Origin of the sequence: Bradyrhizobium sp. SZCCHNS1022, from assembly GCF_032484835.1 — a bacterium.
Classification (GTDB): domain Bacteria; phylum Pseudomonadota; class Alphaproteobacteria; order Rhizobiales; family Xanthobacteraceae; genus Bradyrhizobium.
In genome coordinates this window covers 328,005-353,737 of sequence record NZ_JAUETT010000003.1, presented here as the reverse complement: position 1 = coordinate 353,737, position 25,733 = coordinate 328,005, and the positions used below count along the sequence as shown (strand labels likewise).

The 25,733-nt window shown below is 61.5% G+C and carries 34 protein-coding genes; 19 read left to right on the top strand and 15 right to left on the bottom strand.

The annotated features are described in order from the left end of the window. The first annotated feature begins 7 nt into the window (after positions 1-7). The 4 genes from phnL to QX071_RS21120 are packed head-to-tail and all read left to right on the top strand — an operon-like array spanning position 8 to position 3,108. Positions 8-706, top strand: a complete 699-nt coding sequence (gene phnL / locus QX071_RS21135) for a phosphonate C-P lyase system protein PhnL (RefSeq protein ID WP_315704609.1) — start codon at positions 8-10, stop codon at positions 704-706. Positions 707-722: 16 nt separating this feature from the next. Next, a complete protein-coding gene (locus QX071_RS21130; protein ID WP_315704608.1) occupies positions 723-1,880 on the top strand; it encodes an alpha-D-ribose 1-methylphosphonate 5-triphosphate diphosphatase in 1,158 nt (385 codons plus the stop codon). Then, positions 1,877-2,485 (top strand): phosphonate metabolism protein/1,5-bisphosphokinase (PRPP-forming) PhnN, encoded by a 609-nt coding sequence (phnN, locus tag QX071_RS21125; protein WP_315704607.1) that lies wholly within the window; start codon positions 1,877-1,879, stop codon positions 2,483-2,485. Before QX071_RS21130 ends, phnN begins: the two co-directional genes overlap by 4 nt. Before the next feature lie 11 nt (positions 2,486-2,496). Further along, positions 2,497-3,108: a pyridoxamine 5'-phosphate oxidase family protein gene (locus QX071_RS21120; RefSeq protein WP_315704606.1), complete on the top strand. Its 612-nt coding sequence runs from the start codon at positions 2,497-2,499 to the stop codon at positions 3,106-3,108. Between the two features lie 25 nt (positions 3,109-3,133). Here QX071_RS21120 and QX071_RS21115 read toward each other — a convergent pair whose 3' ends face one another. Continuing rightward, positions 3,134-3,355, bottom strand: a complete 222-nt coding sequence (locus QX071_RS21115; RefSeq protein WP_315704605.1) for a hypothetical protein — start codon at positions 3,353-3,355, stop codon at positions 3,134-3,136. Between the two features lie 411 nt (positions 3,356-3,766). Between QX071_RS21115 and QX071_RS21110 the strand changes: the two genes are divergently transcribed. The 4 genes from QX071_RS21110 (at position 3,767) to QX071_RS21095 (ending at position 7,213) form a co-directional block, all read left to right on the top strand. Next, positions 3,767-4,675: a YbhN family protein gene (locus QX071_RS21110; protein ID WP_315704959.1), complete on the top strand. Its 909-nt coding sequence runs from the start codon at positions 3,767-3,769 to the stop codon at positions 4,673-4,675. A 114-nt stretch (positions 4,676-4,789) separates the two neighbouring features. Further along, positions 4,790-5,998: a BtaA family protein gene (locus QX071_RS21105; protein WP_315704604.1), complete on the top strand. Its 1,209-nt coding sequence runs from the start codon at positions 4,790-4,792 to the stop codon at positions 5,996-5,998. A 141-nt stretch (positions 5,999-6,139) separates the two neighbouring features. Next, positions 6,140-6,328, top strand: coding sequence for a hypothetical protein (locus QX071_RS21100; RefSeq protein ID WP_315704603.1), 189 nt, complete (start codon positions 6,140-6,142; stop codon positions 6,326-6,328). Positions 6,329-6,940: 612 nt separating this feature from the next. Then, positions 6,941-7,213, top strand: a complete 273-nt coding sequence (locus tag QX071_RS21095) for an NAD(P)H-dependent oxidoreductase (RefSeq protein ID WP_315704602.1) — start codon at positions 6,941-6,943, stop codon at positions 7,211-7,213. 115 nt (positions 7,214-7,328) lie between these two features. Here QX071_RS21095 and QX071_RS21090 read toward each other — a convergent pair whose 3' ends face one another. Continuing rightward, complete coding sequence (locus QX071_RS21090; protein ID WP_315704601.1) at positions 7,329-7,547, bottom strand: hypothetical protein; 219 nt, start codon at positions 7,545-7,547, stop codon at positions 7,329-7,331. A 221-nt stretch (positions 7,548-7,768) separates the two neighbouring features. Here QX071_RS21090 and QX071_RS21085 point away from each other — a divergent pair, with 221 nt between their 5' ends. Beyond that, positions 7,769-8,743, top strand: a complete 975-nt coding sequence (locus tag QX071_RS21085) for a quinone oxidoreductase (protein ID WP_315704600.1) — start codon at positions 7,769-7,771, stop codon at positions 8,741-8,743. A 72-nt stretch (positions 8,744-8,815) separates the two neighbouring features. Here QX071_RS21085 and QX071_RS21080 read toward each other — a convergent pair whose 3' ends face one another. Together QX071_RS21080 and QX071_RS21075 are read right to left on the bottom strand one after the other, a co-directional pair. Then, positions 8,816-9,091, bottom strand: a complete 276-nt coding sequence (locus QX071_RS21080) for a hypothetical protein (RefSeq protein WP_315704599.1) — start codon at positions 9,089-9,091, stop codon at positions 8,816-8,818. 161 nt (positions 9,092-9,252) lie between these two features. Further along, positions 9,253-9,885, bottom strand: a complete 633-nt coding sequence (locus QX071_RS21075; protein ID WP_315704598.1) for an XRE family transcriptional regulator — start codon at positions 9,883-9,885, stop codon at positions 9,253-9,255. Between the two features lie 151 nt (positions 9,886-10,036). Here QX071_RS21075 and QX071_RS21070 point away from each other — a divergent pair, with 151 nt between their 5' ends. The 3 genes from QX071_RS21070 to QX071_RS21060 all read left to right on the top strand — a co-directional run bounded on the left by QX071_RS21070 (position 10,037) and on the right by QX071_RS21060 (position 11,961). Beyond that, positions 10,037-10,558: a GcrA family cell cycle regulator gene (locus QX071_RS21070; RefSeq protein WP_315704597.1), complete on the top strand. Its 522-nt coding sequence runs from the start codon at positions 10,037-10,039 to the stop codon at positions 10,556-10,558. A gap of 56 nt (positions 10,559-10,614) precedes the next feature. After that, a complete protein-coding gene (locus QX071_RS21065) occupies positions 10,615-11,214 on the top strand; it encodes a DUF6456 domain-containing protein (RefSeq protein WP_315704596.1) in 600 nt (199 codons plus the stop codon). Positions 11,215-11,565: 351 nt separating this feature from the next. After that, positions 11,566-11,961: a hypothetical protein gene (locus tag QX071_RS21060; RefSeq protein WP_315704595.1), complete on the top strand. Its 396-nt coding sequence runs from the start codon at positions 11,566-11,568 to the stop codon at positions 11,959-11,961. Positions 11,962-12,028: 67 nt separating this feature from the next. On the opposite strand, the gene bamA is transcribed toward QX071_RS21060, so the two are convergent. Continuing rightward, on the bottom strand, positions 12,029-14,356 hold the full coding sequence (gene bamA, locus QX071_RS21055) for an outer membrane protein assembly factor BamA (protein ID WP_409977800.1): 2,328 nt from the start codon (positions 14,354-14,356) through the stop codon (positions 12,029-12,031). A 235-nt stretch (positions 14,357-14,591) separates the two neighbouring features. Here bamA and QX071_RS21050 point away from each other — a divergent pair, with 235 nt between their 5' ends. Beyond that, the gene (locus QX071_RS21050; RefSeq protein ID WP_315704593.1) at positions 14,592-15,644 is read left to right on the top strand and encodes a hypothetical protein; all 1,053 of its coding nucleotides are present in this window, start codon (positions 14,592-14,594) and stop codon (positions 15,642-15,644) included. 57 nt (positions 15,645-15,701) lie between these two features. Further along, positions 15,702-16,031 carry a hypothetical protein gene (locus QX071_RS21045; protein WP_315704592.1) on the top strand — a complete coding sequence of 110 codons (330 nt, stop codon included), beginning with the start codon at positions 15,702-15,704 and terminating at the stop codon, positions 16,029-16,031. Here the strand turns inward: QX071_RS21045 and QX071_RS21040 are convergent. Beyond that, positions 15,990-16,753 (bottom strand): IS5 family transposase gene (locus QX071_RS21040; protein WP_315704591.1). Its coding sequence is split into 2 segments (ribosomal slippage): positions 15,990-16,429 and positions 16,429-16,753, totalling 765 coding nucleotides; the frame shifts between segments, so codons are not numbered across the junction. The two genes, QX071_RS21045 and QX071_RS21040, sit on opposite strands and share 42 nt — an antisense overlap. 99 nt (positions 16,754-16,852) lie before the next feature. Between QX071_RS21040 and QX071_RS21035 the strand changes: the two genes are divergently transcribed. Beyond that, positions 16,853-17,215 carry an isoprenylcysteine carboxylmethyltransferase family protein gene (locus tag QX071_RS21035; RefSeq protein WP_315704590.1) on the top strand — a complete coding sequence of 121 codons (363 nt, stop codon included), beginning with the start codon at positions 16,853-16,855 and terminating at the stop codon, positions 17,213-17,215. A 63-nt stretch (positions 17,216-17,278) separates the two neighbouring features. Here QX071_RS21035 and QX071_RS34100 read toward each other — a convergent pair whose 3' ends face one another. Both QX071_RS34100 and QX071_RS21025 read right to left on the bottom strand, forming a co-directional pair. Further along, positions 17,279-17,512 (bottom strand): DUF6894 family protein, encoded by a 234-nt coding sequence (locus QX071_RS34100; RefSeq protein ID WP_409997627.1) that lies wholly within the window; start codon positions 17,510-17,512, stop codon positions 17,279-17,281. A gap of 223 nt (positions 17,513-17,735) precedes the next feature. After that, positions 17,736-17,921 carry a hypothetical protein gene (locus QX071_RS21025; RefSeq protein WP_315704588.1) on the bottom strand — a complete coding sequence of 62 codons (186 nt, stop codon included), beginning with the start codon at positions 17,919-17,921 and terminating at the stop codon, positions 17,736-17,738. 25 nt (positions 17,922-17,946) lie between these two features. Between QX071_RS21025 and QX071_RS21020 the strand changes: the two genes are divergently transcribed. After that, a complete protein-coding gene (locus QX071_RS21020; RefSeq protein WP_315704587.1) occupies positions 17,947-18,129 on the top strand; it encodes a hypothetical protein in 183 nt (60 codons plus the stop codon). A gap of 11 nt (positions 18,130-18,140) precedes the next feature. On the opposite strand, the gene QX071_RS21015 is transcribed toward QX071_RS21020, so the two are convergent. The 4 genes from QX071_RS21015 to QX071_RS21000 all read right to left on the bottom strand — a co-directional run bounded on the left by QX071_RS21015 (position 18,141) and on the right by QX071_RS21000 (position 21,234). After that, positions 18,141-18,461, bottom strand: coding sequence for a cupin domain-containing protein (locus tag QX071_RS21015; protein WP_315704586.1), 321 nt, complete (start codon positions 18,459-18,461; stop codon positions 18,141-18,143). Further along, a complete protein-coding gene (locus QX071_RS21010; RefSeq protein WP_315704585.1) occupies positions 18,458-19,120 on the bottom strand; it encodes a YqcI/YcgG family protein in 663 nt (220 codons plus the stop codon). Before QX071_RS21010 ends, QX071_RS21015 begins: the two co-directional genes overlap by 4 nt. Before the next feature lie 111 nt (positions 19,121-19,231). Beyond that, a complete protein-coding gene (locus QX071_RS21005; protein ID WP_315704584.1) occupies positions 19,232-20,524 on the bottom strand; it encodes an MFS transporter in 1,293 nt (430 codons plus the stop codon). After that, on the bottom strand, positions 20,524-21,234 hold the full coding sequence (locus tag QX071_RS21000; protein WP_315704583.1) for a hypothetical protein: 711 nt from the start codon (positions 21,232-21,234) through the stop codon (positions 20,524-20,526). The genes QX071_RS21005 and QX071_RS21000 overlap by 1 nt, the downstream gene beginning before the upstream one ends. 65 nt (positions 21,235-21,299) lie before the next feature. Between QX071_RS21000 and QX071_RS20995 the strand changes: the two genes are divergently transcribed. Both QX071_RS20995 and QX071_RS20990 read left to right on the top strand, forming a co-directional pair. Next, positions 21,300-22,313, top strand: coding sequence for a GlxA family transcriptional regulator (locus QX071_RS20995; protein ID WP_315704582.1), 1,014 nt, complete (start codon positions 21,300-21,302; stop codon positions 22,311-22,313). A gap of 101 nt (positions 22,314-22,414) precedes the next feature. Continuing rightward, complete coding sequence (locus QX071_RS20990; RefSeq protein WP_315704581.1) at positions 22,415-22,768, top strand: phasin; 354 nt, start codon at positions 22,415-22,417, stop codon at positions 22,766-22,768. Positions 22,769-22,850: 82 nt separating this feature from the next. On the opposite strand, the gene QX071_RS20985 is transcribed toward QX071_RS20990, so the two are convergent. After that, complete coding sequence (locus tag QX071_RS20985) at positions 22,851-23,171, bottom strand: cytochrome c (protein WP_315704958.1); 321 nt, start codon at positions 23,169-23,171, stop codon at positions 22,851-22,853. 503 nt (positions 23,172-23,674) lie between these two features. Then, the gene (locus QX071_RS20980; RefSeq protein WP_315704580.1) at positions 23,675-23,923 is read right to left on the bottom strand and encodes a hypothetical protein; all 249 of its coding nucleotides are present in this window, start codon (positions 23,921-23,923) and stop codon (positions 23,675-23,677) included. Positions 23,924-24,151: 228 nt separating this feature from the next. Here QX071_RS20980 and QX071_RS20975 point away from each other — a divergent pair, with 228 nt between their 5' ends. Further along, positions 24,152-25,303 (top strand): OpgC domain-containing protein, encoded by a 1,152-nt coding sequence (locus QX071_RS20975; RefSeq protein ID WP_315704579.1) that lies wholly within the window; start codon positions 24,152-24,154, stop codon positions 25,301-25,303. A 15-nt stretch (positions 25,304-25,318) separates the two neighbouring features. Here QX071_RS20975 and QX071_RS20970 read toward each other — a convergent pair whose 3' ends face one another. Beyond that, positions 25,319-25,579, bottom strand: coding sequence for a hypothetical protein (locus tag QX071_RS20970; RefSeq protein ID WP_315704578.1), 261 nt, complete (start codon positions 25,577-25,579; stop codon positions 25,319-25,321). Positions 25,580-25,733 lie beyond the last annotated feature (154 nt).

Genomic DNA, 25,733 nt, shown 5'->3' with positions numbered 1-25,733 from the left:
TGCTTCCATGACCGTGATGATTGCTATCGAGAAGGCAGAGAAGACTTTCACCATGCACCTGCAGGGCGGCGTGCGGCTGCCGGTGGTGCGCGGTGTCTCGTTCCAGGTCGAGGCGGGCGAGTGTGTCGTGCTGTCCGGGCCGTCCGGCGCCGGCAAGTCGTCGATCCTGAAGATGATCTTCTGCAACTACCGCTGCGATGGCGGCCGTATCGCCGTGCGGCACGAGGGCGCGATGCTCGACCTCGCGACAGCAGAGCCGCGCGCGATCCTGACGGCGCGCCGGCGGACCATCGGTTATGTCAGTCAGTTCCTGCGCGCCGTGCCACGCGTGCCGGCGCTCGACGTGGTGGCCGAGCCCTTGATCGCGAGCGGAGCATCGCGTGACGACGCCCGCGAACAGGCTGGCCGGTTGCTGCGGCGGCTCAACATCCCCGAACGTCTCTGGAGCCTGCCGCCGTCGACCTTTTCAGGAGGCGAGCAGCAGCGCGTCAATATCGCACGCGGCTTCATTTCTGATCTGCCGATTCTCCTGCTCGATGAGCCGACGGCCTCGCTCGATGCGGCAAATCGCGCTGTCGTGGTCGAACTGATCGCGGCCAAGAAGAAAGACGGCGTCGCGATGCTTGCGATCGTTCATGACGACGAGATCCGTGAGAAAATCGCAGACGGCACCGTGGACGTGACCGCATTTGCGGCCGCGGCGTGAACAGGACAGACACAGCATGGCCTCAACCAATTCCGAGATCGTGATCGGTAATGCCAGGGTGATCCTGGCAGATCGCGTCATCGAGCAAGGCTGGGTGGCGGCGGCTCAAGGCCGGATTGTCGCCGTCGGGGAGGGCACAGCTCCTGCCGGCAGTGAGGACGCCGGCGGCGATTTGATCATGCCCGGGCTGGTCGAGCTCCATACGGACCATCTCGAAATGCATTTCGTGCCGCGGCCGAAGGTGTATTGGGATCCGATCGCCGCAGTGATCTCCTATGATGCCCAGCTGGCCACCGCGGGCATCACGACCGTCTTGGATTCCCTTCGCGTCTGGAGCGAAGAGGGCGCCGGAGGAGTCGATGGAAAATCGGAGGTGCTCGCGGAGGCGATCGCGGCGGCCCGCGAGGATGGCCTGCTGCGTGCGGATCACTTCCTGCACTTGCGCTGCGAAATTCCGATGCCGACCGTCGTCGAAGAGGCCAAACAATTGGCCGGACGCGCCGACGTACGGCTGATGTCGCTGATGGACCACACGCCGGGGCAGCGCCAGTTTCGCGACGAGGGCAAGCTGCGCGATTATTATCGCGGCAAAGGCGGCGGCAGGACGGATGCAGAGCTCGATGTGCTGTTCGAGCGGCGCTTCGCCTATCAGAAGGCCTATGCCGCCGACAATCTGCGGGAGATCGTCGCGCTGGCGCAGAAACATGATGTTCCGCTCGCCAGCCATGACGATACGACGGAAGAGAACGTCGCCGACGCGATCAAGGACCGCATTTCGGTGGCGGAGTTTCCCACCACGATCGAGGCTGCGCGGGGCCTGCACCGGGCCGGCATCTGCATCCTGATGGGCGCGCCGAACGTCGTGCGCGGCGGCTCGCATTCCGGTAATATTGCCGCCGTGGACCTCGCCCGCGAAGGCCTGCTCGACATTCTGTCCTCCGACTATGTGCCGTCGAGCCTGTTGTTGGGAGCGCTGCAATTGCCAGAGCGTGTGCCGTCGATCGACTTGGCTGCGGCAGTCCGCACGGTCACCAAAACGCCGGCAGAGGCCGTCGGCCTTGCGGACCGCGGCGAGATCGCACCCGGCAAGCGCGCCGATCTGATCCGCGTGCATGTTCGGGGTGCGGTTCCGGTCGTCCGTAGCGTCTGGCGAGAGGGAACGCGCGTCGCATGAGCGAGACGCCTGTCCTCTCGTCCGATGTTCCGGCCAGGCTGGGCCCCGGCCGACTGGTGCTGGTGGTCGGACCGAGCGGCGCGGGCAAGGATACGCTGATCAATCTGGCGCGTGCGAAATGTGCCGGTAATGATCGGGTCGTGTTTCCGCGTCGTGTGGTGACGCGGCGGGCGTCGGCGTTCGAAGACAATGACGAACTGGACGCCGCCGCATTTCAGCGGGCCTTGGTGCAGAACCAGTTCGCCATTCATTGGGAAGCGCACGGGCACGCGTACGGTGTGCGGCGTGCTATCGACGACGATATCCGCGCCGGCCGAACGGTCGTCATCAATGTTTCACGCCGGGTGATTTCGGCGGTTCGCCGTGTCTATCAGCATGTGCTGGTCGTTGCCGTGACCGCTCCGGAGGAGGTGTTGGCCGAACGATTGGCACATCGACATCGCGCAAGCGACGGCGATCTTGGGGAGCGCCTGCATCGGACCGTTCCCGAAGGCGCGCTCGTAGCGGATGTCACGATTATCAATGTCGGAGATCCGAAACAGCACGCCGGAGCGCTGGTGAGGATCATCCAGGGCGAGCTTGGCGGCGGATCTGAAGCAAACTAGCGAGAAAGTGTATGTCGATCATCACCACGATTGAGCAGCTGGAAGCGATCTACGGCAAGACCGGCCTGACATCGACCGTGAAGGTTGCCGATCGGGTGACGCCACATTATCGCATCCTGATCGAGAGGTCGCCTTTCGTTGCGCTCGCGACCTGCGGTCCGGAAGGGATCGACTGCTCACCGCGTGGTGACCTGCCGGGATTCGTTCGTATCCATGATGAAAAGACTTTGATGCTGCCGGACCGCCGCGGCAACAATCGCATCGATTCCCTACGCAATATCGTCCGTGATCCGCGGATCGCCTTGCTGTTCCTGATCCCGGGATCCGGCAATACCTTGCGTGTCAACGGCCGCGCACAATTGTCGGCAGATACGGCGCTGCTCGCCTCCTTCGAGATGGATGGCAAAACGCCGCGCAGCGTTCTCGTCATGGCTGTCGAGGAGGTCTATTTTCAGTGCGCACGTGCGATCGTTCGTTCCGATTTGTGGAACCCGAACAAGCGCGTCGACCCAAGAGAGCTCCCGACCCCCGGCCAGATTCTGGCTGCCATGAGCGCGAATGAGGTCGATGCCGAGCAGTATGACCAGGAGTGGCCGGAACGCGCCCGGCATAGCTTGTGGTAACGGCCTGGTCGTTGTCGAAGCCTTCTCAGGCCGCAACGTCGAGGAGCCGCGATGAGCCTCGGATCAGCACCTTTCGGCCGGCGTGCGTGAGCAAGGGCGTACCATCGACGCTCGCGACGAGCCCCGCAGCTTCGAGCTGATGGACGATGAAGCTGTTGACCTTGCGGCGTTCGCGCGCGGGAAGACGCAGCGTCTTGAGCGTCTCCCATTGGTCCTGCGTCAGGTCGTGGTCGAATTCCGCGTTCATGTTGCCTCGAATGGCGATTGTCGTGCGGCCTCTTACCGAGCCCGCATGACGAAGATGCGACCATCATGCACAGGGATTTGCACTGGTCTGTTCAATATGGGTTGATGCTGCAGTGCTTAGTTCAAATTCAAATGATCAACCGCGCCGCAATGTCGCATTGGATGAGGAACGATGTCCCGCCACGGAGCGTCGATGGTCGCGTACGGAAGAGGGTATGCGGACAAACGTCTGCAACGGTAAATTAACTGTCACATCAGCGTGTCAAAGGGCGCCATGAATCGACCCGAATCGGCTGGTGCATCCGCGCCGCCAGGACCTCATAGGCTCGCCGTCCTGCCCGACGATCAACCCGAGGCGGCGTTGAGCCGCAAGGCCTGGCTCCGAGGTCTTGGTGGCCTCGCGGTCAGTGTGATCGTTGCCGTCGCTGCGATCTATGCGCTCACCCGCGCCGTCAAGAAGCTGGATATAGCCCACGCGCTGACGATCGCTGAGAATACGGACATCCGGCTGATCGCACTGGCCCTGGCGCTCATCATCTTGTCCTACGCGAGCCTGACGCTTTACGACCTGCTCGCGCTTCGCACGATCGGCCGAGGTGATATTCCGTTCCGCATGGCGGCACTTGCAAGCTTTACGAGCTATCCGATCGCCCATGGTATTGGGGCCGTCGCTTTGATCGCTCCCGTCATCCGCTATCGAATCTATTCCCGCTACAAGCTTGGTGCGATCGACATCGCGAATATCAGCTTTCTGACCGGCCTCACTTTCTGGCTCGGCAATCTGACGGCCCTGGGACTCAGCCTGATGATCGATCCCGATGCCTTCGGCTGGGTTGAGTATTGGCCGCCGGCGTTGAATCGGTTGGTCGCAGCAGCATTGCTCGCCGGAGTGTTTGGCTTCGTGGTTTGGAGCTGGCCTGGACGGCGCAGCAAGCGCTGGCCGGTAAGGCTTCCGTCCGGGCCCCTGGTCCTGCTGCAGATCCTGATAGGCCTGTTTGATTTGAGCACCGCCGCGCTCGCCATGTACGTCTTGATCCCGGCGGAGCTCGATATCGAGGTCTCGCGGTTGATGGCCGTGTTCATCGCGGCCACGTTACTGGGCTTCGCCAGTCATGCGCCGGCCGGCATCGGGATGTTCGATGCGACAATTCTGCTCGGCCTCGGAAGTGACGATAAGGATCCCGTGCTTGCGGTGCTGCTGATCTTCCGGATTCTTTACCATTTATTGCCGTTTGTGATCGCACTGGCATTGTTCGGCAGTGTGGAGGGGTGGCGAACCTTGCGCCGCGGTCGTCGCACTGTCCTGAGATCGGACGATTGATCGCGTTTTCTGCGCGACTTTTTCAAGACGTGCGTACGAAAGGATGTAGTCCGTCTGTCGCATAACTGCATTGCGTCCGCGCTACCATTGCCGAATCGGTGAGCCGAGGCATGGATGACGACGCAACTGATCGCCGGGACGGCACGCGGCAGCAGGCATGAGAATGCGATGACGCTCTGGAACAGGGCGCTCGCGTTCTCACTACAACGTTTGATGCACACCCAAAGCTGGGACGATCCGCAAGCGGACCTCGCGGCGTTGCAATTGCCGCTGGGGTCCACGATCGTGGCAATGTCCTCTGGCGGTTGCAACGTGCTCTCCTATCTCACCGCGCAGCCGGCGCAGATTTATGCTGTCGATCGCAATGAGGCCCAGCTCGCGCTGCTCAAATTGAGGCTTGCGGGCGTGCGTGCGTTCGCCGGCTACAACGAGTTCTGGGAATTCTTTGGTGACGCAGCCTCGCCCGCGAATGCAGCCCGCTACATCCGGAAACTACGTCCGCTCCTCGATGGGCATGCGCGGAGCTATTGGGACGGTCGCAATGTTCTCGGGCGGCAGCGATACACCTATTTCACCGACGGTCTCTACCGCCACGGACTGTTGGGTCGCGCGATCGGTTTGGCTCATCTGATTGCACGTGTTCTTGGGATTGATCTCGATGCCCTGCTGAGGGGGGCGGTGGATTCTCCGGAGCGGCTTGAAGCGATGGCGCGCCTTGATCGCCTGTTTCATTCGATGCCGCTGCGGCTCATGATGGACGTCCGGATTTTTCTGTTCGGTCTCGGTATTTCGCCGCGACAGCGGGCGCTCCTGAAAGCGGAAGCGCCGCTCGATAGCGTGCTTTACCAGCGGTTGCGGCGCTTGCTCGAGGGTAGCTCAGAGACGGCTAACTACTTTGCCTGGCAGGCGCTACGCCGCGCCTACACTGGCGCCGACGACCGCTGCCTGCCGCCATATTTGCAGCGTTGCCATTTCGCTCGGATGCGCAACGGTGTCGGCGTGATCATCCCTGTTCAAGGCAATATCGCGCAGCTTCTGGACAGCTTGCCGGCGCGTGAGGTCGACGCTGTCTTACTGTTGGATGCGCAGGACTCGATGGACGCTGACGAGATCCAGGCCTTGTGGACCTCTATAGATCGGGCGGGGAGCGAGCGCGTGCGCATCGTATTTCGCACCGCGGGCAGCGTGTCCCCTCTGGATGCCATTGGGGCCGCGGCACTCAGGAACCGATGGCATCGCGACGAAGAGCGAAGCACGCTTGGCGCTGAACTGGACCGCTCCGGGATCTATGGCGGCTTTCATTGCTACGTCAGGCGCGTATAGGCGGATATCCATCATGCATTCTGGTGCGTTGCGATGGGCTTTGGAACCGGAAGATTCCGTCTCAGCACGATGCCGTGACCAAAGCGGCGTGGTCTGCTAAAAGATGCATGGCGCTGGTTTCGTACCTCTCGGGAGTGAGGCATGAACAGACTCGTGGAAATCCGCAATCAGGAGCATTTCTGCCGCGAGCGTGCGGCATTGGACGTTCAGCGGCGTATGTTTTGGCTGGCGCAAGCGGAGGAGTGGGAGAGGAGGGCGTTAGAGGAGATCGCGCTTCACTTCCGTGAGTGCAATCTGAACTGGAGCGACGTGCACGAGCTGACGCATTAGATGAGATCCAACTGACTTACTGGCGCTCGTCGATTCCGAAGCCCGCAAGCGAGATCGCCGCGGCATGACCCCGACTTCGGAATAGGAGCACTGGGGCGTCGAACGGCGTGCCTCAAAAAAGATCCGCGACTTCATCGTGACGAAGACTAACGCTTGTCGCACGCGCACTGCCAGCGAAGGCAGCGCTTCCTGACTTGAGTTTTATGTTAGTGACGTAAAGCGGGCCGGTGCACGCTGTGCCTGACCTCGGCTCCGCAATCGGCGCATTCGTAGACCAGGTCGATCCTGGCCGAATTCCAATGCGGCTCGATCTCACGGACGAGCATCGGCAAAATTCCGAGACAACCGGGGCAGACAATCGGAGCCAATCCTTGCTCGTCGCCATGTCTGATATAGGCTGGCATTTTCGCTTCCTTCGAAAGTGGCGCGCCCCAACTCCCGCCCATTCTACTGAGCGGGTGCAAAATTCCTGATCAACTGTTCCGAACGGATAAGGAACGGCGGCGGATTGTGCGCGGCTGTGACCTTCAGGTAACATCCGGGTCGTTGGCCGGTTCCAATCAGCGCCGGGAGCGCGCCGCGGTTGGAGCAGACATTGGTGCGGGAGAGACAATGAAGACTTTCATCGTACTCGCTCATCCCGAGCATCAGAGCTTCAATGGTGCGATGTATCGGGCGGCGATGGAGGCGCTGAGCGCCCAAGGGCATGAGGTCAGAACATCGGATCTCTATGCGATGCGGTTTGACGCCGCATCGGGCCGGCATAACTTTCTTACCGTCAAAGATCCGGCTTACTACAAGCAACAGACGGAAGAACTATACGCGTCCGAGAACCATGGCTTCGCCTGCTCGCGCCGCAGATCGTATACGCTCCGGTCCGGCTAGAGCAAAGTGAGAGAGTTGAACTGCTGAAGTCTTACGCCGACCGCGCTTAAGCGAATCGCGTCGGAGCAGCCGATCGAGATCGGCATCTACTGAGACACAAGACGTCTTGCAAAGCTCAGCGCTCCTCCATCATGGTGAACACGAAGCCGGTCAGAGTTGCGCCGACGGAAAAGGGGAGGGTGACCATGCCGATCAGGATTGCGAAGGTCTGATGAGGCGTAGAGCTATGCGCGATCAGGCGGGCAATGCCGAAGTTGTCCGCGAATGTCAGCAGAAGCCCGACGCTCAATCCGAGCGCCGTTCCCATCAGGGCATGACAGACAAGTTCGAGCAAAATGGCCGGCCTCGGCAATGTTCGGCGTTTCCTCGGAAGCATGGCTTCGCCTCTCAATATCGGGCGGAAAACGCGCTGCCCTCTGGCCGGTTCCTCCAGGTAAGCCGCGGATCGACAGCCAAGCTCAAACGTGCGGATCGGGACCGATCCGCACGACTGGCAGCGTCGTACCGCAACTGCGAACGTCGGCTGATACAGGATTAACTCGAAGGGAGTAACGCATGACGCATGCCATCCGATTTCATCAAGCAGGCGGACCCGAGGTGCTTCAATGGGAGGAGGTCGAGGTCGGCAAGCCCGGTCCGGGTGAGGCACGCATCCGCCACACGGCGGTCGGGCTCAATTTCGTCGACATCTACAACCGCTCCGGCCTTTATCCCGCTCAGTTGCCGAGCGGCCTCGGCAGCGAGGCCGCAGGCGTGGTCGAGGCGGTGGGAGAAGGCGTCACTGACCTTAAGGCCGGCGATCGTGTCGCTTACGGTTCATCTCCGCTCGGGGCCTATGCCGAAGCACGGCTGATCCCAGCCGCCAGCCTGCTCAAGCTGCCCGATGCGATCGACGACAAGACGGCGGCGGCCATGATGCTCAAGGGTCTCACCGTGCAGTATTTGATCCGGCAGACCTATCGCGTGAAGGCGGGGGACACCATCCTGCTGCACGCCGTGGCGGGTGGGGTAGGCTTGATCCTCAGCCAGTGGGCCAAACATCTCGGCGCAACCGTTATCGGTACTGTCTCGAGCGATGATAAGGCCAGACTGGCCCAGGCGCATGGCTGTGGGCATACGATCGTCTACACCCGCGAGGACTTCGTGAAGCGGGTGGATGAGATCACCGGCGGCAAGAAAGTGCCGGTCGTCTATGATTCCGTCGGCAAGGACACCTTCCTGAAATCGCTGGACTGCCTGGCTCCGCTCGGCGTTGCGGTCCTGTTCGGCCAATCCTCCGGCGCGGTCGAGCCGCTCAACCTTGGCTTGCTGGCGCAGAAGGGCTCATTGTTCGTGACCAGGCCGACCTTGTTCACCTACGCAGCAAAGCGCGACAATCTGGTCGCAATGGCCAAGGAACTGTTCGACGTCGTCCAGTCCGGTGCGGTGAAAATCGAAGTTCATCAAACCTACCCGCTCAAGGATGCGGCCAGGGCCCACGCTGATCTCGCTGCCCGCAAGACGACGGGATCAACCGTGCTTCTGGTTTGATTGCAATGCAGGTAAGCGGCGGCGCATCCGGTGGCGCCGCCGGTACTGAGCCTTCCGGGCGAGCGCCAGGGGTCACGCCCGCTCGTGCTTGCGAAGATCGCGCAGATAATCGAACTTTGCAGCCTGCAGATCGGCCTCGTCCTGCTCGATCTCCGGGAGAGCCGCTTCCGAGAGGATGTCGGTCGTCACATCTTCGACCGATCGGTCGACGACCTCGTGAATGAAGCTGATATTGGAATATTCCCCGGACGCGATGCGCGCGACCACGTCACGCCGCGTCATCTCGGGATCGACCACGGCTTCGCGTCCGCGCCGCCCGTAGTCGATCATCACGACAAAATATTGCATGCAGAGCAATTCACCTTCGGACCTTCCGGCTGTAACTGCCATAATTTCCGAAAATCAGAATTTTGTCAAGCGCGAAATTCGGACGTCCGGAAGCAGGGGCACAGGCTGAGACCTGTGCCCAAGCGAGCATGCAAGCTATTCCCCATCTGCTTCAGGGCGCTTTATCTGCTTGAGGCCTTGCCGGCCGACTTGGCCTGCCGGGTTCGGGACGCGGTCTTCGACCGCATCCGCGCGATCTGGCCGCGCGGCAGCGTGACGCAGATTTCGCCGATCCATTCGAGCTTTACGCCGATGATCGGCTTGGCGTTGAAACTGATGAGGTTCACCACGGAGGGCGACTTCCCCCGCTCGATGGTCTTCAGATAGCGTTCGCCGGTCTTCAGCCGCACGACGGCCTCTTCGCCGTAGAAACTCGACAGCGGGTGCCGCTGTTCGCGATAGACGACGATGACGTCCCCGTTCTCATATTTCGGCAGCATCGAATCGCCCGTCACTTCGAAGGCGATCGTCTCTTCCGAGATTGGAAAGGGCACAGCGACCTCGCCCAGGCCCTCGGCCGGAACTTGCTCATATTCCGGCTCGATCACCGCCCCGGCGCCGACCCGTCCCATGATCGGCACGGCATTCAGTTCGAGATAATCGATGATCAGGCCGATCTCGGCCGCCTTGATCAGCCGTTGTCCCGAAAGGATTTCGGAGACGGCGCCGGGGCGCACGCCCATGGCGCGGGCAAGCCCGCCTTTGGTCTTCCCCGGCTTTTCCAGCCCACGCTCGATCATGGTGACGTCCAGCATTGTCTTGTCCTCGCTTGCGAATCCCGCGGGAAGGATACATTTCCGATTATCAGAATTCAAGCTTGACTTTTTCTTCGGAATATCGGAAATTCAAGCGGTGCTTGGCGATGCTGCTGAATGCAACGTCGGAGCGAAGAAGAAGAGGCGAGGGATGCAATCGAGCGACTGGCCGCTGCGACACTCCGAAGCGCTGCGGGATCTGCATGCCAAGGGCATGTCGTATGGCGAGATCACGAAAGAGATTAACGCAAGATTTGGAACGACTTATACGCGCAGCGCCATATTGGGTCGCGCCAAGCGGATGGCGCTGGCGCGGCCCGAGATCGGCAAGGAGAGGGGACCCCAACTCAAGCCCCGCTGCGCGCGGCCACGTCCGGAGTGCCGGCCGGTCGGCTCGGTTCGGCCGCGGCCTGCAAGCGAGGGCAGGAAGCCGGCGCAACTGCGCTGCGTGGGGATCAGCCCGCGGCTGATTTCTTTCGATGATCTCCAGCCGGGAGATTGCCGTTATCCGTACGGCGGAGACAGGGATGGCGAGCCGATCACGTTCTGCGGCCATCCGCGGCAGCCGGGGTCCTGCTACTGCACGCCGCACTTCCATCTCACGCGCAACCCGGAGGGCCAGGTTGAGCGGCCGCCGACGCCGGTGGTTCTGCGGCTGGTTGCGGCTGCGTAATACGTCGCCCCCTTTTCCGCATCAGTCCAATCTCATCTGTTCATCGGAGATTCGTGATGGCACGCGCCAGACGTAATAAATCCCATCGTATTTCGAAGGTCCATGATCGTCGCGCGAGCGACCTGCCATTCAACGCCGAGGTGGCGACGGTCGAGATCGATGACCCCTTGGCGCTGGAGGCGGGCGAGAAGATCGTGGCGCTCCGCTCGATACGTAACGATCCTCTCGGGCGGCTGCATTCGCATCGACAGATCGATGATGCGCAGTACCGTGGCGGCCGCGCATTCCAGAATGACTGGGAGCGTGCGGAGCGCGGGCCGCGGGCTATCGATCCGTCCCGAGAGCATATCGATGGTGCGCAGGGCCGCGAGCCCATCACCGAAGGCCAGCGTCAGGCGGTGTTGCGGCTGAACCGCGCCGAGCGGGAGCTCGGTGCCGACGGAGCGGCCATCGTCCACGATGTGCTGGTGCAGGGCCTGAGCATGGAGCAGGTCGGACAGAAGCGCGATCTGTGTAGCCAACGCTGGAACGACTATTTCGCGCGGCGATTGCGCGAATGCCTGGACCGCCTGGCGCTGGTCTATGGTTTTGCGACCGAACGTGTCCCCAAGAAGCCTCTGTCCGCCTGCGCAGTCCGTGGGCCGACCAGCCGCTAGCATATGTTGTCGCTCGGCTGCTCGAGCAGGTTTCGATTTTGCCCCGGGGCGCGTGGGGACCTTAGATCGGCGCCCCTGGTGGTGCGGTGCGGTGCAAACAGCTATGTGCCGCGCCGCCTTCGTCGTCGCCGAAGGCCGCACAGATCGGACGTCGGAGCGAGATCGCCATCGGCCGACGTCATTCACCGGCATAGACAACGGCCGCGAGCCATCACTCGACGATCTTGCCGAACAAATTAAGTATCTCTCGCCCCCTGCGGTCCGCATTGACCCACGTCAAGCAGCCGTCCTTGGGCTGGCGTATCAAAGAGCTACCGCCGATTTATCGTCCGTCTGACAAGGGAAGTTGCCATGTTCAGCCGCAAAGAACGACTCTCTTCGACACGCCGTCCTCTGACGATTGCGATCGTCGCAACGATGGCGCTCACCGTTTTCGAGCCGCCGATGGCATTCGCGCGCAACTCGGGTCAAGCAGCCAAGCAAAGCATCGCAGTGAGCGCACGCAGTGACGCGACGGATTTCAGCGCGCGCCGGCGCTACCGCCGTTACTACTATCGGAGCAATCCGGCGGCCGGCCTTGCGGTCATGGGCGCAATGATCGGCACCATCGGTGCGATTGCCGCGGCCAACCGGTATGGCGGCTATTACTACTATGGACCTGGCTACTATTATGGACCGCCGGTTTACTACGCGCCGTATCCTTACTATTACGGGCCGCGCGCTTATCCCTACTACTACCCGTGGTGAACAGGTTTGGCGCTTCCCGCGGGCCGGTAGCGTATGCCCGCAGGAGTGCGAAGTCTGCGCTGGGCGACTAAAATCCGCCCGCGCCGAAGTGGAGCGGCTGTACGACGTCGTAGGCCGCTTTACTCAGGGGCACCGCATAGTCGACTGTGAGGGGCCCAAAGGGGGAGGCCCAGGTCAGCCCGACCCCGACCGACGATCGGACGACGTTCTTGTCCGCGACCTGAACAGATTGGGTCGGGCCGCGATATCCGAACACGCTGCCGGCATCGACAAAGGCCGAGGCCTTCAAGCCATATTCCTGGGGAAGACCTGGGATGCCACTCTGCAATTCGGCGGTCGTCGCCCAGTATAGGCTGCCGCCGACATTATCCATCGTCGAGCCAGGCGTCAGGTCGCGCGGGCCGAACCCGTTCGGCGCAAAGCCCCGCACCAAATTCGGGCCGCCGAAAAAACTGTTCAGCAGCGGCGCCTGCTGGCCACCCCAGCCCGTGATGTAGCCACCTTGGGCCCGGACCATGCCAGTGAGGTCATTGGAGAGCGCATGATAGTAGCTGACGTCCTCGGTCGTCCGCAAGAAGCGCACGTCGCCGCCAAGACCGGCCAGGTCCTGGCTGAGCTGAGACCGGATGCCGCTGGTGGGCATCGTATTGTTGTCCAGCGTGTTGAACGCGACCGTGTCGCCGACCGACGAGACGAGTTGTCGCCCAGCCGCAGCGGCTTGCCGCACCGGGAGGGATACGGTCGCATTCGAGGCGGTTGGCGCGAGCGTGACATTCTGATCGTAGAGGGAGTAGCGCCAGAGCACGTTGGTCTGCTCGGTTACGGGCGTGCCGAGGGTCAAGGTGCCGCCGTAAGTATTGCTACCGTAGGACTGGTAAGGACTGACCGTCGTCTGTCGGTCGAAGGCCTCTGCGCCTGTCGTTGCGCGGCCGAGACTGTAGGGGGCCGACACCGAGAGGTCTGCGCCACGCGCATATTGGCCGTAGGTGACCGAAGCCTGGACGGCGTTGCCGCTGCCCAGCACGTTACGGTCGCCGACCTTCACTTCCGCCAGTAGCCCGTCGGTGGTCGAATAGCCGCCGGAAATGTTGAAGTCGCCGGTCGACTGATCGGTCGTCTCGACATCAAGCACGACCCGGTCAGGCGCGGAGCCTGGCCTCGTCGAGATATTGACGGTCTTGAAGTAGTTCAGGTTCTTCAGCCGCCGTTCTGCGCGATCGATCAGAGTCTTGTTGTAAGCGTCGCCTTCACCGAAATCGAATTCGCGCCGGATCACGTAATCCCGGGTGCGGCTGTTGCCGTGAATCTCGATGCGCTCGACATAGGCGCGCCGTCCCTGGTCGATCACGAAAGTGACATTGGCGCGCTGCGCAGGCACGTCGCGTGCGATCCGCGGCTCCGCTTGTGCGAACGGAAAGCCGAGCTTGGCCATTTCGGTGGTAAGCGCCTCCGTGGTCTTGTCGAGCTTGCTGGCGTCGAACAGCGTGTCGCGGCGGACGAGCAGTCGGTCGCGGAGCCGATTGCAGTCGAGCCCGGGAACGTTGCAACTCAGGTCGACGTCGCCGAATTGATAGATCGTGCCTTCGTCAATGACGAAAGTGATGTTGAAACCGTTGCTCGCGGGGTCGAACTCGGCGTCTGCCTTGGTCACCGCCGCATCGGCATAGCCGTGCTTGCGGTAATATTGCCGGAGCAATTCGCGGTCTTCGTTGAGCCGATCCGCGTCATATACGTCGCCGCCGGTGAGGAAACTCAGGATGTTGCTGGCAGAGGTCTTGATCACGGCTCGGAGCTGTCGTGCGCCGAATGCCGTGTTGCCGACGAAGTCGACCTTCCGCACCGGCGTCTTCTTGCCTTCGGTGATGCTGTAGACGAGATCGACCCGATCGTTACCGCGATCGATGATTTCGGGAACGACGCGCACGTCGTCACGCCCTACGCGGCGATAGGTCTCGATGATGCGGTTGACGTCGCCTTGCACGGTGGCACGTTGCAGGCCGCCGCGCGGTTTAGACTGAACGGCGGCAGCGAGATCGGCGTCCTTGATCTTCTTATTGCCTTCGAAGGCCACGCGGTCGAGCACCTTGGCCTCTGTGAGATGGACGACGATCCGTTCGCCTGCGTGCTCGAGGGTGACATTGTCGAACAGGCCGGTCGCGATCAGAGCCTTCAGGCCGGCGTCGAGCGCGGCGGCGTCATAGTGTCCGCTGCTATCGGGATGAAAATAGGTGCGTACCGTATCCGCCTCGATGCGGCGATTGCCCTCGACGGCGATCGTGCTCTGTGCGGCAATTCCTGTCCCGGATGCGGCGAATGTGCTCATGGTCGCGACCAGAAGCAGCGCAGCCAACGATCGTGGCTTGGAACCGCAGCTTGGCAAGCTCCGAAGGTTCATACGTGCAGCCCGTGCCTGCTTGAACGACTTGTAGATGCAAGGAGCCGCGCGGGGCGAAAGGATGTCGAACACGGGCAAGTTGCGCAATTGTGAACGGCATCACGAATTCGACGCGATGGAGAGGCGTGCCGTCGCAGAATCGTCGCAGTGCGGGAGCAATGCGTCGCTGCGCTAACGCCTACTCGTCCGGGCCGCCGACATGACAAGGCCCGAGGCGCCTTCGTCGGAGCAGCACATGCGCTACGTTGTTCTTGCGATCCTTGCGAGCCTTGTTGTCCAACCGGCCGGTGCTGCAGTTACGCCGGAAATCGATCCGCGTGCGTCGCTCGCCGTCGTTCAGCAGTGGATCTACAACTATCGCACCAAGCCGGATTACGCTCACGTGCCGGCCGCCGTGCGGGTCCTGTTTCACTCCCAGACGTTCAAGGAACCAGAGAATGCCGGGATCTATCTCGGATTCATCGCCGGTGCGATCGGCTCAAATCCTGCGAAGGCCGAGCAGCTCGTCAACGGGTTCTTTCCGGTGCCGCCGGAGGATGAATGGGTCATCGTTCGTGCGATCGCGTATTCCGGTCTGCCCGACTGGCGCAATTTAATGCGCAAGGTTGCGCCTCGCCTGCCGGCGCGGCGGGTGATGATCGAGGGCTATCTGAACGGAACGCAGCCGACGCTCCTCGAGATTCCCTTGGAGGAGCCGAAGCCGGGCGTGCTTGACAAGTTGCGTGGCGCGTTCACGCGAAATCCCTTTGCCAAGGAAGAACGCAAGATCGACACCAGGCTGAGCTTTGCCGGCAATCAGGATCTGCTCGACACGTTGTGGGGCTATTATTTCGCGACCGGGTCGCACGTGCCGATCCAGCGCATCATGCAGCTGTTACCGTGGTCGAAGAGCCGCGACACCGTGGACAAGTTGAGCATCGGCAGCATGGCGCGGTATACGCTGGCAAGCTATGCCGTGCGCGACGGCGAACTGCGTGACTATTTGCGGGGCGAGCTTGCGCGTCAGTCGGAGCCGATCAAGGCGCCTTTGGCCGAGGTGGTAGAGGCGGCCGACACGGTCCAGCTTGGTGCTGTCCGCAAGGATGCCATTGCCGCCGTCGAGGAACTCAAGACCAAGGGATCCGATGCCCGCCGCAATCTTGATTTTTGGGGCCAACTCGGTGTCGGTGCGGTTGCACTCGGCTGCGTATCGGCTGCTGCGCTCGGGCAAGTCGCCGTCGGGATTCCCTGCGTCATCGGCGGTTCTGCGTCACAGGGACTGCTGTCGTTTTGGGAGAAGCAGCAATAGTCGCGATGCTCGCGCGAAGCGGGCTCGAACCGGCCAGCGATCATGGTATGCTGCGCTATGTCTGCCCTTGGTCGAAAAGCATTTGCAAGCCTGGCGATTTTGATCGTCGTGATGGCGAGCTTGATCTTCGCGGCGGCAGGGACGGTGCATTACTGGCAGGGGTGGCTATTTCTTCTGGTCTATTTTGCCGCCTCGCTCGCGATGACGCTGGACCTGTTGAGAAGGGACAGGGCGCTGTTGGAGCGTCGCATGAGGGGGGGACCTTTTGCCGAGAAGGAGCCCGCCCAGCGGCTGATCATGGCGGTCATCTCCGTGGGGTTTATCGGGCTCATCGTGGTCTCCGGGCTAGGGCGTGGACTCATAAACTCTAGTCCAGAGGCGCGCTGAGGCGAGTGCGACCGCAGCGAGGAAGTTGCATGCGAGCTTGTCGAAGCGGGTGGCGATACGTCTGAAATGCTTGAGCTTGCAGAAGAAGCGCTCGACCAGGTTGCGCTGGCGATAGATGCGGCGGCTGACAGAGCGTTGGATCACTCGCTGGCTGGTTGAAGGAATATGAGCCTTGGCACCGCTGGCCCGGATCATGTGGAGGAGAGCATCGGCGTCATAGCCACGATCGGCGACGACATCGCGGCATTTGAGGCCTTCCAGCAGAAACGACGCAGCGCGCAAGTCGTGAGCCTGACCGGGGGTAAGCATCAACCGAACCGGCAACCCATTCTCATCGACGACGGCGTTGATCTTGGTGCTCAGTCCTCCACGAGAACGGCCGATGGCGTGATCTTCGCCCCCTTTTTACCCCCGGCAGCGTGCTGGTGAGCCCGGATGATTGAACTGTCGATCAGCGCCATCGAGTGCGGCGAGCGGGCCGCCAGGGTCTCGAAAACCCGCAGCCAAACGCCTGCCTTGGCCCAGCGATTAAAGCGGTTATAGACCGTCGTGTAAGGACCGTAGCGCTCCGGGAGGTCGCGCCAGGGCGAACCCGTTCGAAGCACATAGAAAATGCCGTTAAGGACCCGCCGGTCATCCACTCGCGCGACGCCGCGAGACTTGTTCGGCAATAGAGGCTTGATCAAAGCCCATTCTCCGTCGCTCAGATCGAACCGCGCCATCCCACCCCCCAAATCTCTGCGGGAGTGAATCACTGTTCGCCAGCTAACGGAATCCCTTTATGAGTACAGAACCTAGATCACCGTTTTGATCTGTCCCACATGGCGCCGCCGGTCGCTGTCGGCGGCGACGCGCTTGTCCTGCTCAGCTTTGCCGGCATTTTTCTGGTCTTTCGGGAAAGCAGTTTTGCTGCCGCGACGATCGAGGTTGCTAACGATCAAAGGGTCATTTCCACCGGACCATACGCCATCGTGCGCCATCCGATGTATGCCGCCGCGCTGATTCTGCTGGCCGGAATTCCCATCGCGCTGGGATCGTGGTGGGGGCTGCTCACCATCGGCACCATCGTTCCGTTTCTGATCTGGCGGCTATTGGACGAGGAGCGATTTCTGGGGCTGAATCTGCCCGGCTATCGGGCCTATCAGAGCAGGGTGAGGTACCGGCTGGTGCCGTGGCTGTGGTAGGGCCAGCACAGGCCACCGAATTCGCCAATTTCCCGGAGCGAAGCTCCCAATCACCAAAGGCCGTCAGCTGACGGTGGCGTCGGCTGCCATCGGGTAAACTGGCTCGCGGTGGATCTCGGTACCGGACTCATCGACCACGACGACGGAGAGCGTCCGGTTGGTAATTCGAGGATCATGGCGCAACCTGCGCGCCAGATTCCGGCTGTGCTCGATGGCTCCGGCGTGGGTAGCGAACGTAAGGCCGGTGCTATCCCTGGTCGGAATGCCGTCCTTCATGTCAAAAAAGTAGGTCCGCATGGCATTTCCTGCAGCCGTAAATCCCGACAGCGGAGCTGCGTCGCCGCCGCGTCCGCAACCCAATGTCGTTCCGCAGAAATGATTAAGGCCCTGGGACACGCCGGACAAGCGTAACGGTACCAAAATCCGGTCGATCAGCACCGTAATCGACCAATTTTGCTGGCTTCGGTGACCAGAAGCTGCCAGATAGCTCAAAAGCTGCCAACACGAACCGACCTGCCGGTCAGTTCGGCTTGCTGCTGGAGTTGTTCGCTGGCATACTTTCAACCTCATCGGGTTCCGCGCGGTCGATTTCCAAACGCGCCATCCGAAGGATCAAGGTCGCCGTTGTCAAGCCGAGACGTTCAGCTTCAATGGCTGCAGTATCGACTTTGCGTGCTAGGCCTTCACGTTTGCTAAGAACTGCCATTACCGTTCCCCGTCAAAGGTGCGAGATGAAGAATCCCACGATCATCGCGGAGCTGCACAACAAGCTCGGAGCCCCATCGAGCGAAGCAGTGGAAAGCCTTCGGCTTTTGAAGGCGTTCCTGAAGCTGGCGCCGAGCCAGCGTTTCGAGGTGATCGAAATGGTCGAGCGGCTCTCGACCGATCCCGAATCCGATCGTCCCTTCTCCTGACGCGGACGGCATCAGTGTCCGACGGTCAGGCTTGCCGGCGGACGCGTCGCGATCGCGTAGATCGCATCCTCCAGCGCCTCTGATTCATGCAGTGTCCCGGCCGGTAGCAGTATCTTGTCGCCGGGATTGCAAACCCGCTCTCCGCCATTCCATTTGAAGTTCAATCGGCCCCTGATCACGACGAGAATTTCGTCGACCGGGTGGGTGTGGAAGGCGTGAACCTTGCCGGCCGCATCGTGCTGCAGCTCGATGCAGCCCTGCTCGGGAAGCAGTGCGAGAATGTCCGGATCGATCGAGAAATCAGTCCTGGTTCCAGCGATGATCTGGGTCATGCGGCTTGCTCCGTATCTTTGATGGTCGAGGTCTTGGTCTGGGCAAGTTTGTGGAACGGACAGGCGGGCGGCGCCTGATTGTCGTCGTAGAGGAAGTACTGCTTGTATTCCCGCCCTTCCTGATGGCCGTAGCGGCCGAGCAGCGGCGAGGGGCTCGTCGTATCGAACGGAACCAGCCGCTTGCGGACCTCACCGAAAGCCGCTGCTGCCGCCTTGTCGGTTCCCAGGATCTTGTCGAACACCCAGCGCGGCTGGAACGTCATCATGAATGCGCTGGAGCGCCGGCTTTGGCGCATCACATGGGCCGGCGTGCTGCAGACCACGAAGATCGGCTCGCCTGCGAACGAGAATTCCCACATCGGATGATCGACAGCTTCCGGAATGGCCGCGGGCCACGGGCTCTTGTCGATGCGAGCGAGTTGATCCAGCGTGAGCCAGAATTTCCGATAATAGGCATCCATGGTCTGAACGGGCCGCGGCCGGGTGAACAGCAGCAGCGACGTATTGGGGCCGTGTGAGCGACTTTCGGAGACGAACAGTGCGAGCTGTTCACCAAGAACGTTGACGTCGAACGGATCGAGAAAGAGATAGCGGAGCTGATCCTGACGATATCCGGTGACGCCGAATACACAGGGAAATGGACGCGCTTCGCTGCTCATCTGAGCTTCAAATTCGGAAAACAATACGCTCTGCCAGCTGCTAACCGGGTAGTTCGAGCGGACCCCGTCTTTTTGCAAATACAAACGCGACATACCGACCCCTCTGTTTGACTACGCACGAAGTATCAACTTGCGCCGGATCAGCAGCGGCCCCGCGATGCCGGGCAGGGACATGAGCAACAGAATTACGATCAGCGCGACGTAGCCGGCGTCATTCGCCGCGATGCGCGTTGAATGGATCGCCGCGGGGGCGAGCCCGCTCGCCGTCATCATCGCCAGCGCGATCACCGGTTGGGCAAGGCCGGCGAAGATGCCCGCCGACGTCGTATTCACCGATGCCCCGACCCCGATCAGCTCCGCGGTGTAGAGACGTTTCGTACATTTCAGCACCAGCGGAACGGTGCCGCCGGCGACCAGCCCCAGTGCCGCAAACACCGTCCCGACGTAGATCAGGCCGAAGGTGTGGGCGAGCGCCGGCAGCAGCATCGCGATGAACAGCATCCGAAGCAGGCAGATCCAAATGAGCGCACCGTCCAGCGACTCGGTCTTGTCCGCTGTATGGCCGAGAAAGATCGAGCCGAGCGCATTGCCGACCATGAAGGCAAGCAGCGGCGTTCCCGCGGCCGACGGCGTAATATTGAAATAGTGCGCGACCATGGGGATGCCCCAGACGCCGGATAGTGTCGTCACCACGGCGAAATGGGAGGCGAAGGTCATCGCGCAACCCCAATTGGCGCTGGCGCCGAGCGCCTGCCAGCTCGCGAGCAACACACTCTTCAGCGTCTTGCCGGTGTGCGCCGTCGGCGCAGGCTTTACCGCGACTGACGCGCAGGCCAGGTTGGCGGCGCCGATGCAGGCGATGAAGATGAAGCAGGCGCGCCATCCGAAGCCGCTGACCGCAACGGCCAACGGTGTCGTTGCGACCACGCCGCCGACATAGCCGGACACCTGGGAAATGCCGGACATGAACCCGAAACGCTCGTCGGCGAAGCTCTGTGCCACGAGCTTGAGCAAGGCCGTGAAGACCAGGGCGTCACCGCAGGCGACGATCAGCCGTGCAATGAAGACGTCGAGGAGTGTGGGCGACAGGGCGAAGGCGGCGCTGCCGAGTGCGGAGGCTGCCATGCTGCAAAGCACGACGCGCTTGACGCCGTAGCGGTCCACCAAGAGCCCCGCCGGGATCTGCATCACGGTGTAGCCCCAGAAGTAGCTGGACGCGAGTAGCGCCACGCCCGAAGCATCGGTGCCGAAGTCGCGCATGAAGTTCAGACCGATCGTCTGAGGGGACACGCGCTGCAGGAATGCGATCGCATAAGCGACCGCAACAGTGGCCCACGCAAGATAGGCACGATCGATGAGCCGGATGGGAGATGCGAGGATCGCTTGTTGCCCAGGCGTTGCCATCACAGCCTCGCGTAGCCGACCGAGAACAGCGCGTCGGCGGAGTCCGGGATCAGGCGCGTCATGGCGGCATCGATCAGTGATGCTGCGCCGCGATAGTCCTGGCGGTGATGTTCGATGTGGCCGTAGGCGCCGCGCATGATCATGCCGGGAACCTCGAGCTGCTTGCCCGGATAGAGCGTCGCGCACATTTCGATGCACGCCGCCTGCAATTGTGGATCCGGCGCGTCGCCGAGCAAGGAGGGGGCGACCTTTTCACAGATCTTGGCGTTGGCCGCCCAGACGATCGGGTTGCGGGTCCGCCATCCATAAAGAATGGGAGCGTCCGCATCCGCGGAATCCGCGTTCCTCAAGACCTGCGAGGTGAAGAATCCATACAGGCCGCGCCCTTGGTGCGGCGGAAGAACTTCGGTACCGCTGCGGTAAATGGCCACGCGGTTCGCGATGCGCATCGTACGATAGACTGAAAACGCGACGAGCCCGGAATGGTCGTAGACCAGAATGAGGCCATAGCCGCGGTCGAACGGCGAGGATGCTGCGCTCCAATGCGGCTCGGTTGCTTTCCAGTTAACGGCGATGATTGCATTCATCGCATCCATCATCGGCTGTCGATCGGCGGGCTCGACTTCGGAAGCGTTCGGAAAGCTGTAAACGGCGTAATCGTCCCAGGGCGAGGCGATCGTCTGGTATCGACCGTCCAGTTTGCGCGACATGGCAGCAACTCCAGCTCTCTCACGTCGAGCTATACAGGCCGCCATCCGATGGCTTAAAGGACAATATGCCCTCGAATCCTGCCAAGTCATCGCGCTCCCCGCCTCAGAAGCCGCCGATGCGTCAGGTGGCGATCGTCGCGTTTCCCGGGGTGACGCTGCTCGACATCTCAGGCCCGGCCCAGGTCTTTGCCGAGCTCAGCGAGATCGAGTTGCCGGGCCCGAACTACGCGCTGAATTACGTGTCGAGATCGGGCGGCCTGGTGCCGACGGACGTCGGTATGATGATCGACACGGTGCCGATCGCGAGCGTGAAGCCGTACCAAGTCGACACCCTGCTGATCCCCGGAGGCCCGGGGATCTGGAAGCTGCGGCAGGACGATGTCCTCATGAAGTGGATATCGCGCACCCTGCCGGGGGCGCGCCGGATCGCCTCGGTCTGCCTTGGCGCCTTCGCGCTGGCCTGGGCTGGCGCTTTGGATGGAAAGCGTGCCGCGACGCATTGGCGTTATTGTCCGCGCCTCCAGGACAGCTTTCCGAACATCACGGTCGAACCTGACGCGATCTTCGTTCAGGACGGGCGAGTGTGGTCGTCAGCCGGCGTCAGTGCAGGGATCGATCTGGCTCTGGCGATGATCGAGGAGGATTTCGGTCACACGATCGCGCTCGATATTGCGCGGCGGCTGGTCGTATTCCTCAAGCGTCCCGGCGGACAGAGCCAGTTCTCGACCGTCCTGGCGGCGCAGGCATCCGACGTAGAGGGCCGCTTCAGCGCGCTCCACGCCTGGATGATCGAGAATATCGCGAGCGACCTGCGCGTGGAAACGCTGGCGGCAAAGGCCGGGATGACGCCCCGAACCTTCGCCCGCACTTATCTCAATCGCACGGGGATGACCCCGGCCAGCAGCGTGGAAGCATTGCGGGTCGAAACTGCGCGACTTCTGCTGGAAAGCCGTCAGATCGGCAACGTGCTCGAGGTGGCCAAGCGCGCGGGGTTTGGCGATGACGAACGCATGCGCCGGGCTTTCCTCCGCCACCTCGGCGTCTCGCCGTCGGAATACCGCAGACGGTTTTCCGGCTAGTGTGACGGCCCTGATATTCGCTATGAATCCGAACTCCGGATTGGTGACACGATATCCGCGCAGATATGATAATTGGATCTTCTCAGCGGAGGACAGCGACCATGAGCCAACCGAAACTGGAAGTTCCGACTGAACTGCGTGACCTTGCCGAGAAGACGATCGAGCAGGCCGAGAAGGCATTCCAGATGTTCTTTGACGCAGCCGGCAAGTCGATCTCAGCGGTACCAGGACCGGCGGCGGACATATCGAAGCAAGCGCTCTCGCTCACCGAGCAGAACATGAAAAGCGCCTTCGAGCACGCGCGCAAATTGGTCCATGCGACCGAACTGGAGGAGGCGATGCGGATCCAATCGGAGTTTCTGCGCACCCAGTTCAGCAATGCCGGCGAACACATGCGGACGATCACGTCGAGCATGATGTCTGCCTCGACCAAGCCGGGCGACAAGCAGCCCTAAGCCGGGATGTCATCACCGCGGCATCGCGTGCGGCGAAGTGTCACGGACGCACTTCGCCGGGCGCGGAGCTCCCTGCGCCGTCCTATTTGCGAAGAGAGGCGATATAGGCGGCAATGTCGCCGGCTTCGATTCGGTTTAACGGGAAATTCGGCATCTTCGGATGCGGGTCGAGCAGAAAGAACGCAACCTTCTCCGCGGTGAAGTCCGACCGTTGTGCGATCTCTGCAAATGTCGGCACGTCGGCGCTCGCCTGCTTTTGCGCTGTATCCACCAGGTGACAGGAGGCGCACCACCGCTTGGCCAAATCTGCTCCATGGTCCGCATCGGCGGCATAGCCTGGGCGCAGTCCAAATGCGGCGGCAGCAAGGGTGATGATCAGGATCTTTGTTGGAAGGGCGGGCATCAGCATAGTCCTATCGGTTGCGGGTGCTCAAGGCCGCCCGTCGAGCTTGGCGGAGGCCGCCCTGACAACCGTGGTACGTCCGGTCAGGCCGGCAATAGCAAAGCCGTCAAAGGAGACAGGGGGGCGGACGAGAGCGCTGTTGGAGATACGATACGAGTGGTTATCAGCCGCAACAGGAGCGTGGAAAATGCGACAGGTCAATCCGCGCCGCGATCGATCGCACCAGCGACCACAGCCGTCTGATCACGGACGGCTCGTTCGACGCGGAGCTCAGCTGTTCGGCCGCATGTGGCATCAAGGCTCCTCCGCCCGTCGGGGACGACTTGCCAGCCGGTAGCGCAAGGCTTTACGCACCGGTGCAACTGTATGATCTTCGAGCGGAATCATTGCAGATCACGGACGGAAGACCTTGATCTGTCTCAACGACTGCCGGCCTCGCGCCGGTTCCTATTCGACAGCGGCGGACGGCGTTGCGCTGCCGCCTTGGACCCAGGGTCTTGGACTCAGGGCAGAGACTGCGAACGGCCGTCGGAGAGATCGGAGCGATATGGCGATGGCGTGGACAAAGAAGGTGCCCCCCGCTCGGCGCGGAGAGCCGCATCGATCTTGGACCGCACCCGGCGTGCGGCAAGCTCTGCGAGCCTCGTCTGCGTTCGACCGGTTTTGATTTGGCCGCCGAGCTCGTACCGCCATTCCCAAATGTCCGGTTCCGCCGTTGCAAGAACCGTATATTCGACCCCGCGATGGATCACGGAAAAACCCCCCTCGACCGCTTCGGCTCCAAATCAGCTTCTCGTACACATGCAATCAATCCGGGTAAATACGGTAAATAGACAATCTTTGGGTGTGTTTCTCTGGGTGCACGATTTGTTCTTGTGTTGTTGAGAGAGGCCGCTGAGGTCGTTGGTATTTGAAAGCATCGATTGCAGTCGACGTCCGAGACTCGGCAAGATGCATCTCGGGCAGAGGGGAGCGTGACCGTGACCGGTCTTCGTCCATGGACTGCGGATGGGCCTGCGGTTCATGCCGGCAAGCATCACCGCGATTTGCGGCTCGATGCCTGCCGCGGACTGGCGCTATGGTTCATTTTCATCGACCATGTTCCGGACAATTCGCTGGCTTGGTTGACCCTGCGCAATTATGGCTTCAGCGATACATCCGAGATCTTCGTTTTCGTTTCCGGTTATACCTGCATGCTCGCCTATGGCGGAGCGTTGCGCGAGCAAGGTTGGGCCACCACAGCGATCCGTTCGCTGCGCCGGGCTTGGGAAATTTATGCAGCGTTCTTGGTGTTGCTGATTGCCTATTTCGCGCTGGTCTGGGTCGTCGGTGGGGGAACGCGCTACCTCGACGATACTAATACCGGCTTTTTCTTTCGCGATCCCGGTTCGGCCATCGTTCATGTCGCGATGCTGCAATACGCCCCCGTCAATACCGACATTCTCTTGACCTTTGCGCTGCTGCACCTGACGTTTCCACTGTTGCTGTGGTTGATGATCCAGAGCGCAACGGCAACGCTGCTCCTGTCCTTTGCGGTCTACATGATGGTGCAGCTGTTCGAATGGCATTTTCCGGCCTGGCCGAGCGGCGAGCTCTATTTCAACCCGTTCGCTTGGCAATTCCTGTTCGTGATCGGTGGTTGGTTCGCCTTCGAGGGAGCTCCACGCGTGCGGCCGATCCTACGGTCGCGGCTATTGCTTCTGTTCGCTTTCGCTTATCTGCTGGTCAGCCTCGCCGTGGCGTTGAGCTGGGAATTTTCGAGCCTGGAAGGCTTGGTCCCGTCGTCGATCGCGAAGCTGATCTATCCGATCTACAAGAGCCATTTGGCGCCGGTACGGCTGCTGCACTTCTTGGCTCTGGCGCTTGTCGTCGCGCGGCTGGCGCCGCCACAATGGCACGGCGCGATCACGCCGTTGACGACGGCGATGATCCGTTGCGGTGAAAATTCGCTGTCGATCTATTGCCTGGGTGTTCTGTTGGCATTTCTCGGGCAGGTTCTGTTGGCAGAGGTGTCCAGCAGCTTCCTGATGCAGGTCGCGATCAGCTTGGGCGGGATCGCCACGATGATTCTGGCAGCTACGCTGCTCACCCGGGAAGCTCAGCTCGACCGCCGCGGGCCCAGCCTGTTCTGAGTCGTCCGCCTGGGATCAACGGCGTCGCGCCACGGCGATGCCGAACAGAAAGGCGACGAACAGGCTTGCCAGCGGAGCTTCGCGCGTGATGGTGCTGATCGCCGACAGCGCCGTCCCGGGCCGTCGTGCCTCTGTCATCGTCTGATTGAGGCGATCGACGGCTGCCCGCAACGTTCCGATCATTTCGTCCAGCGAGCGGGACATATCGGTCGCGGTATCCAGCGCGCGTTCGGCCACGCCCGGTTGTGGATTGGGTTCGAATGGTTCGGTACTCACGTGATATATGCTTTCATCTGCCTCTTGGGGCGGCTCCTGAGGCCGTCGCCTTCGGCCATACGTCAGCCGCTCGGATCAACCGCAGCGACGACCATGGCGAGAAAATGCCCGTTGATGATTTTGGTTCCAGCAAAACTCGAGGCAGGGAGAAATC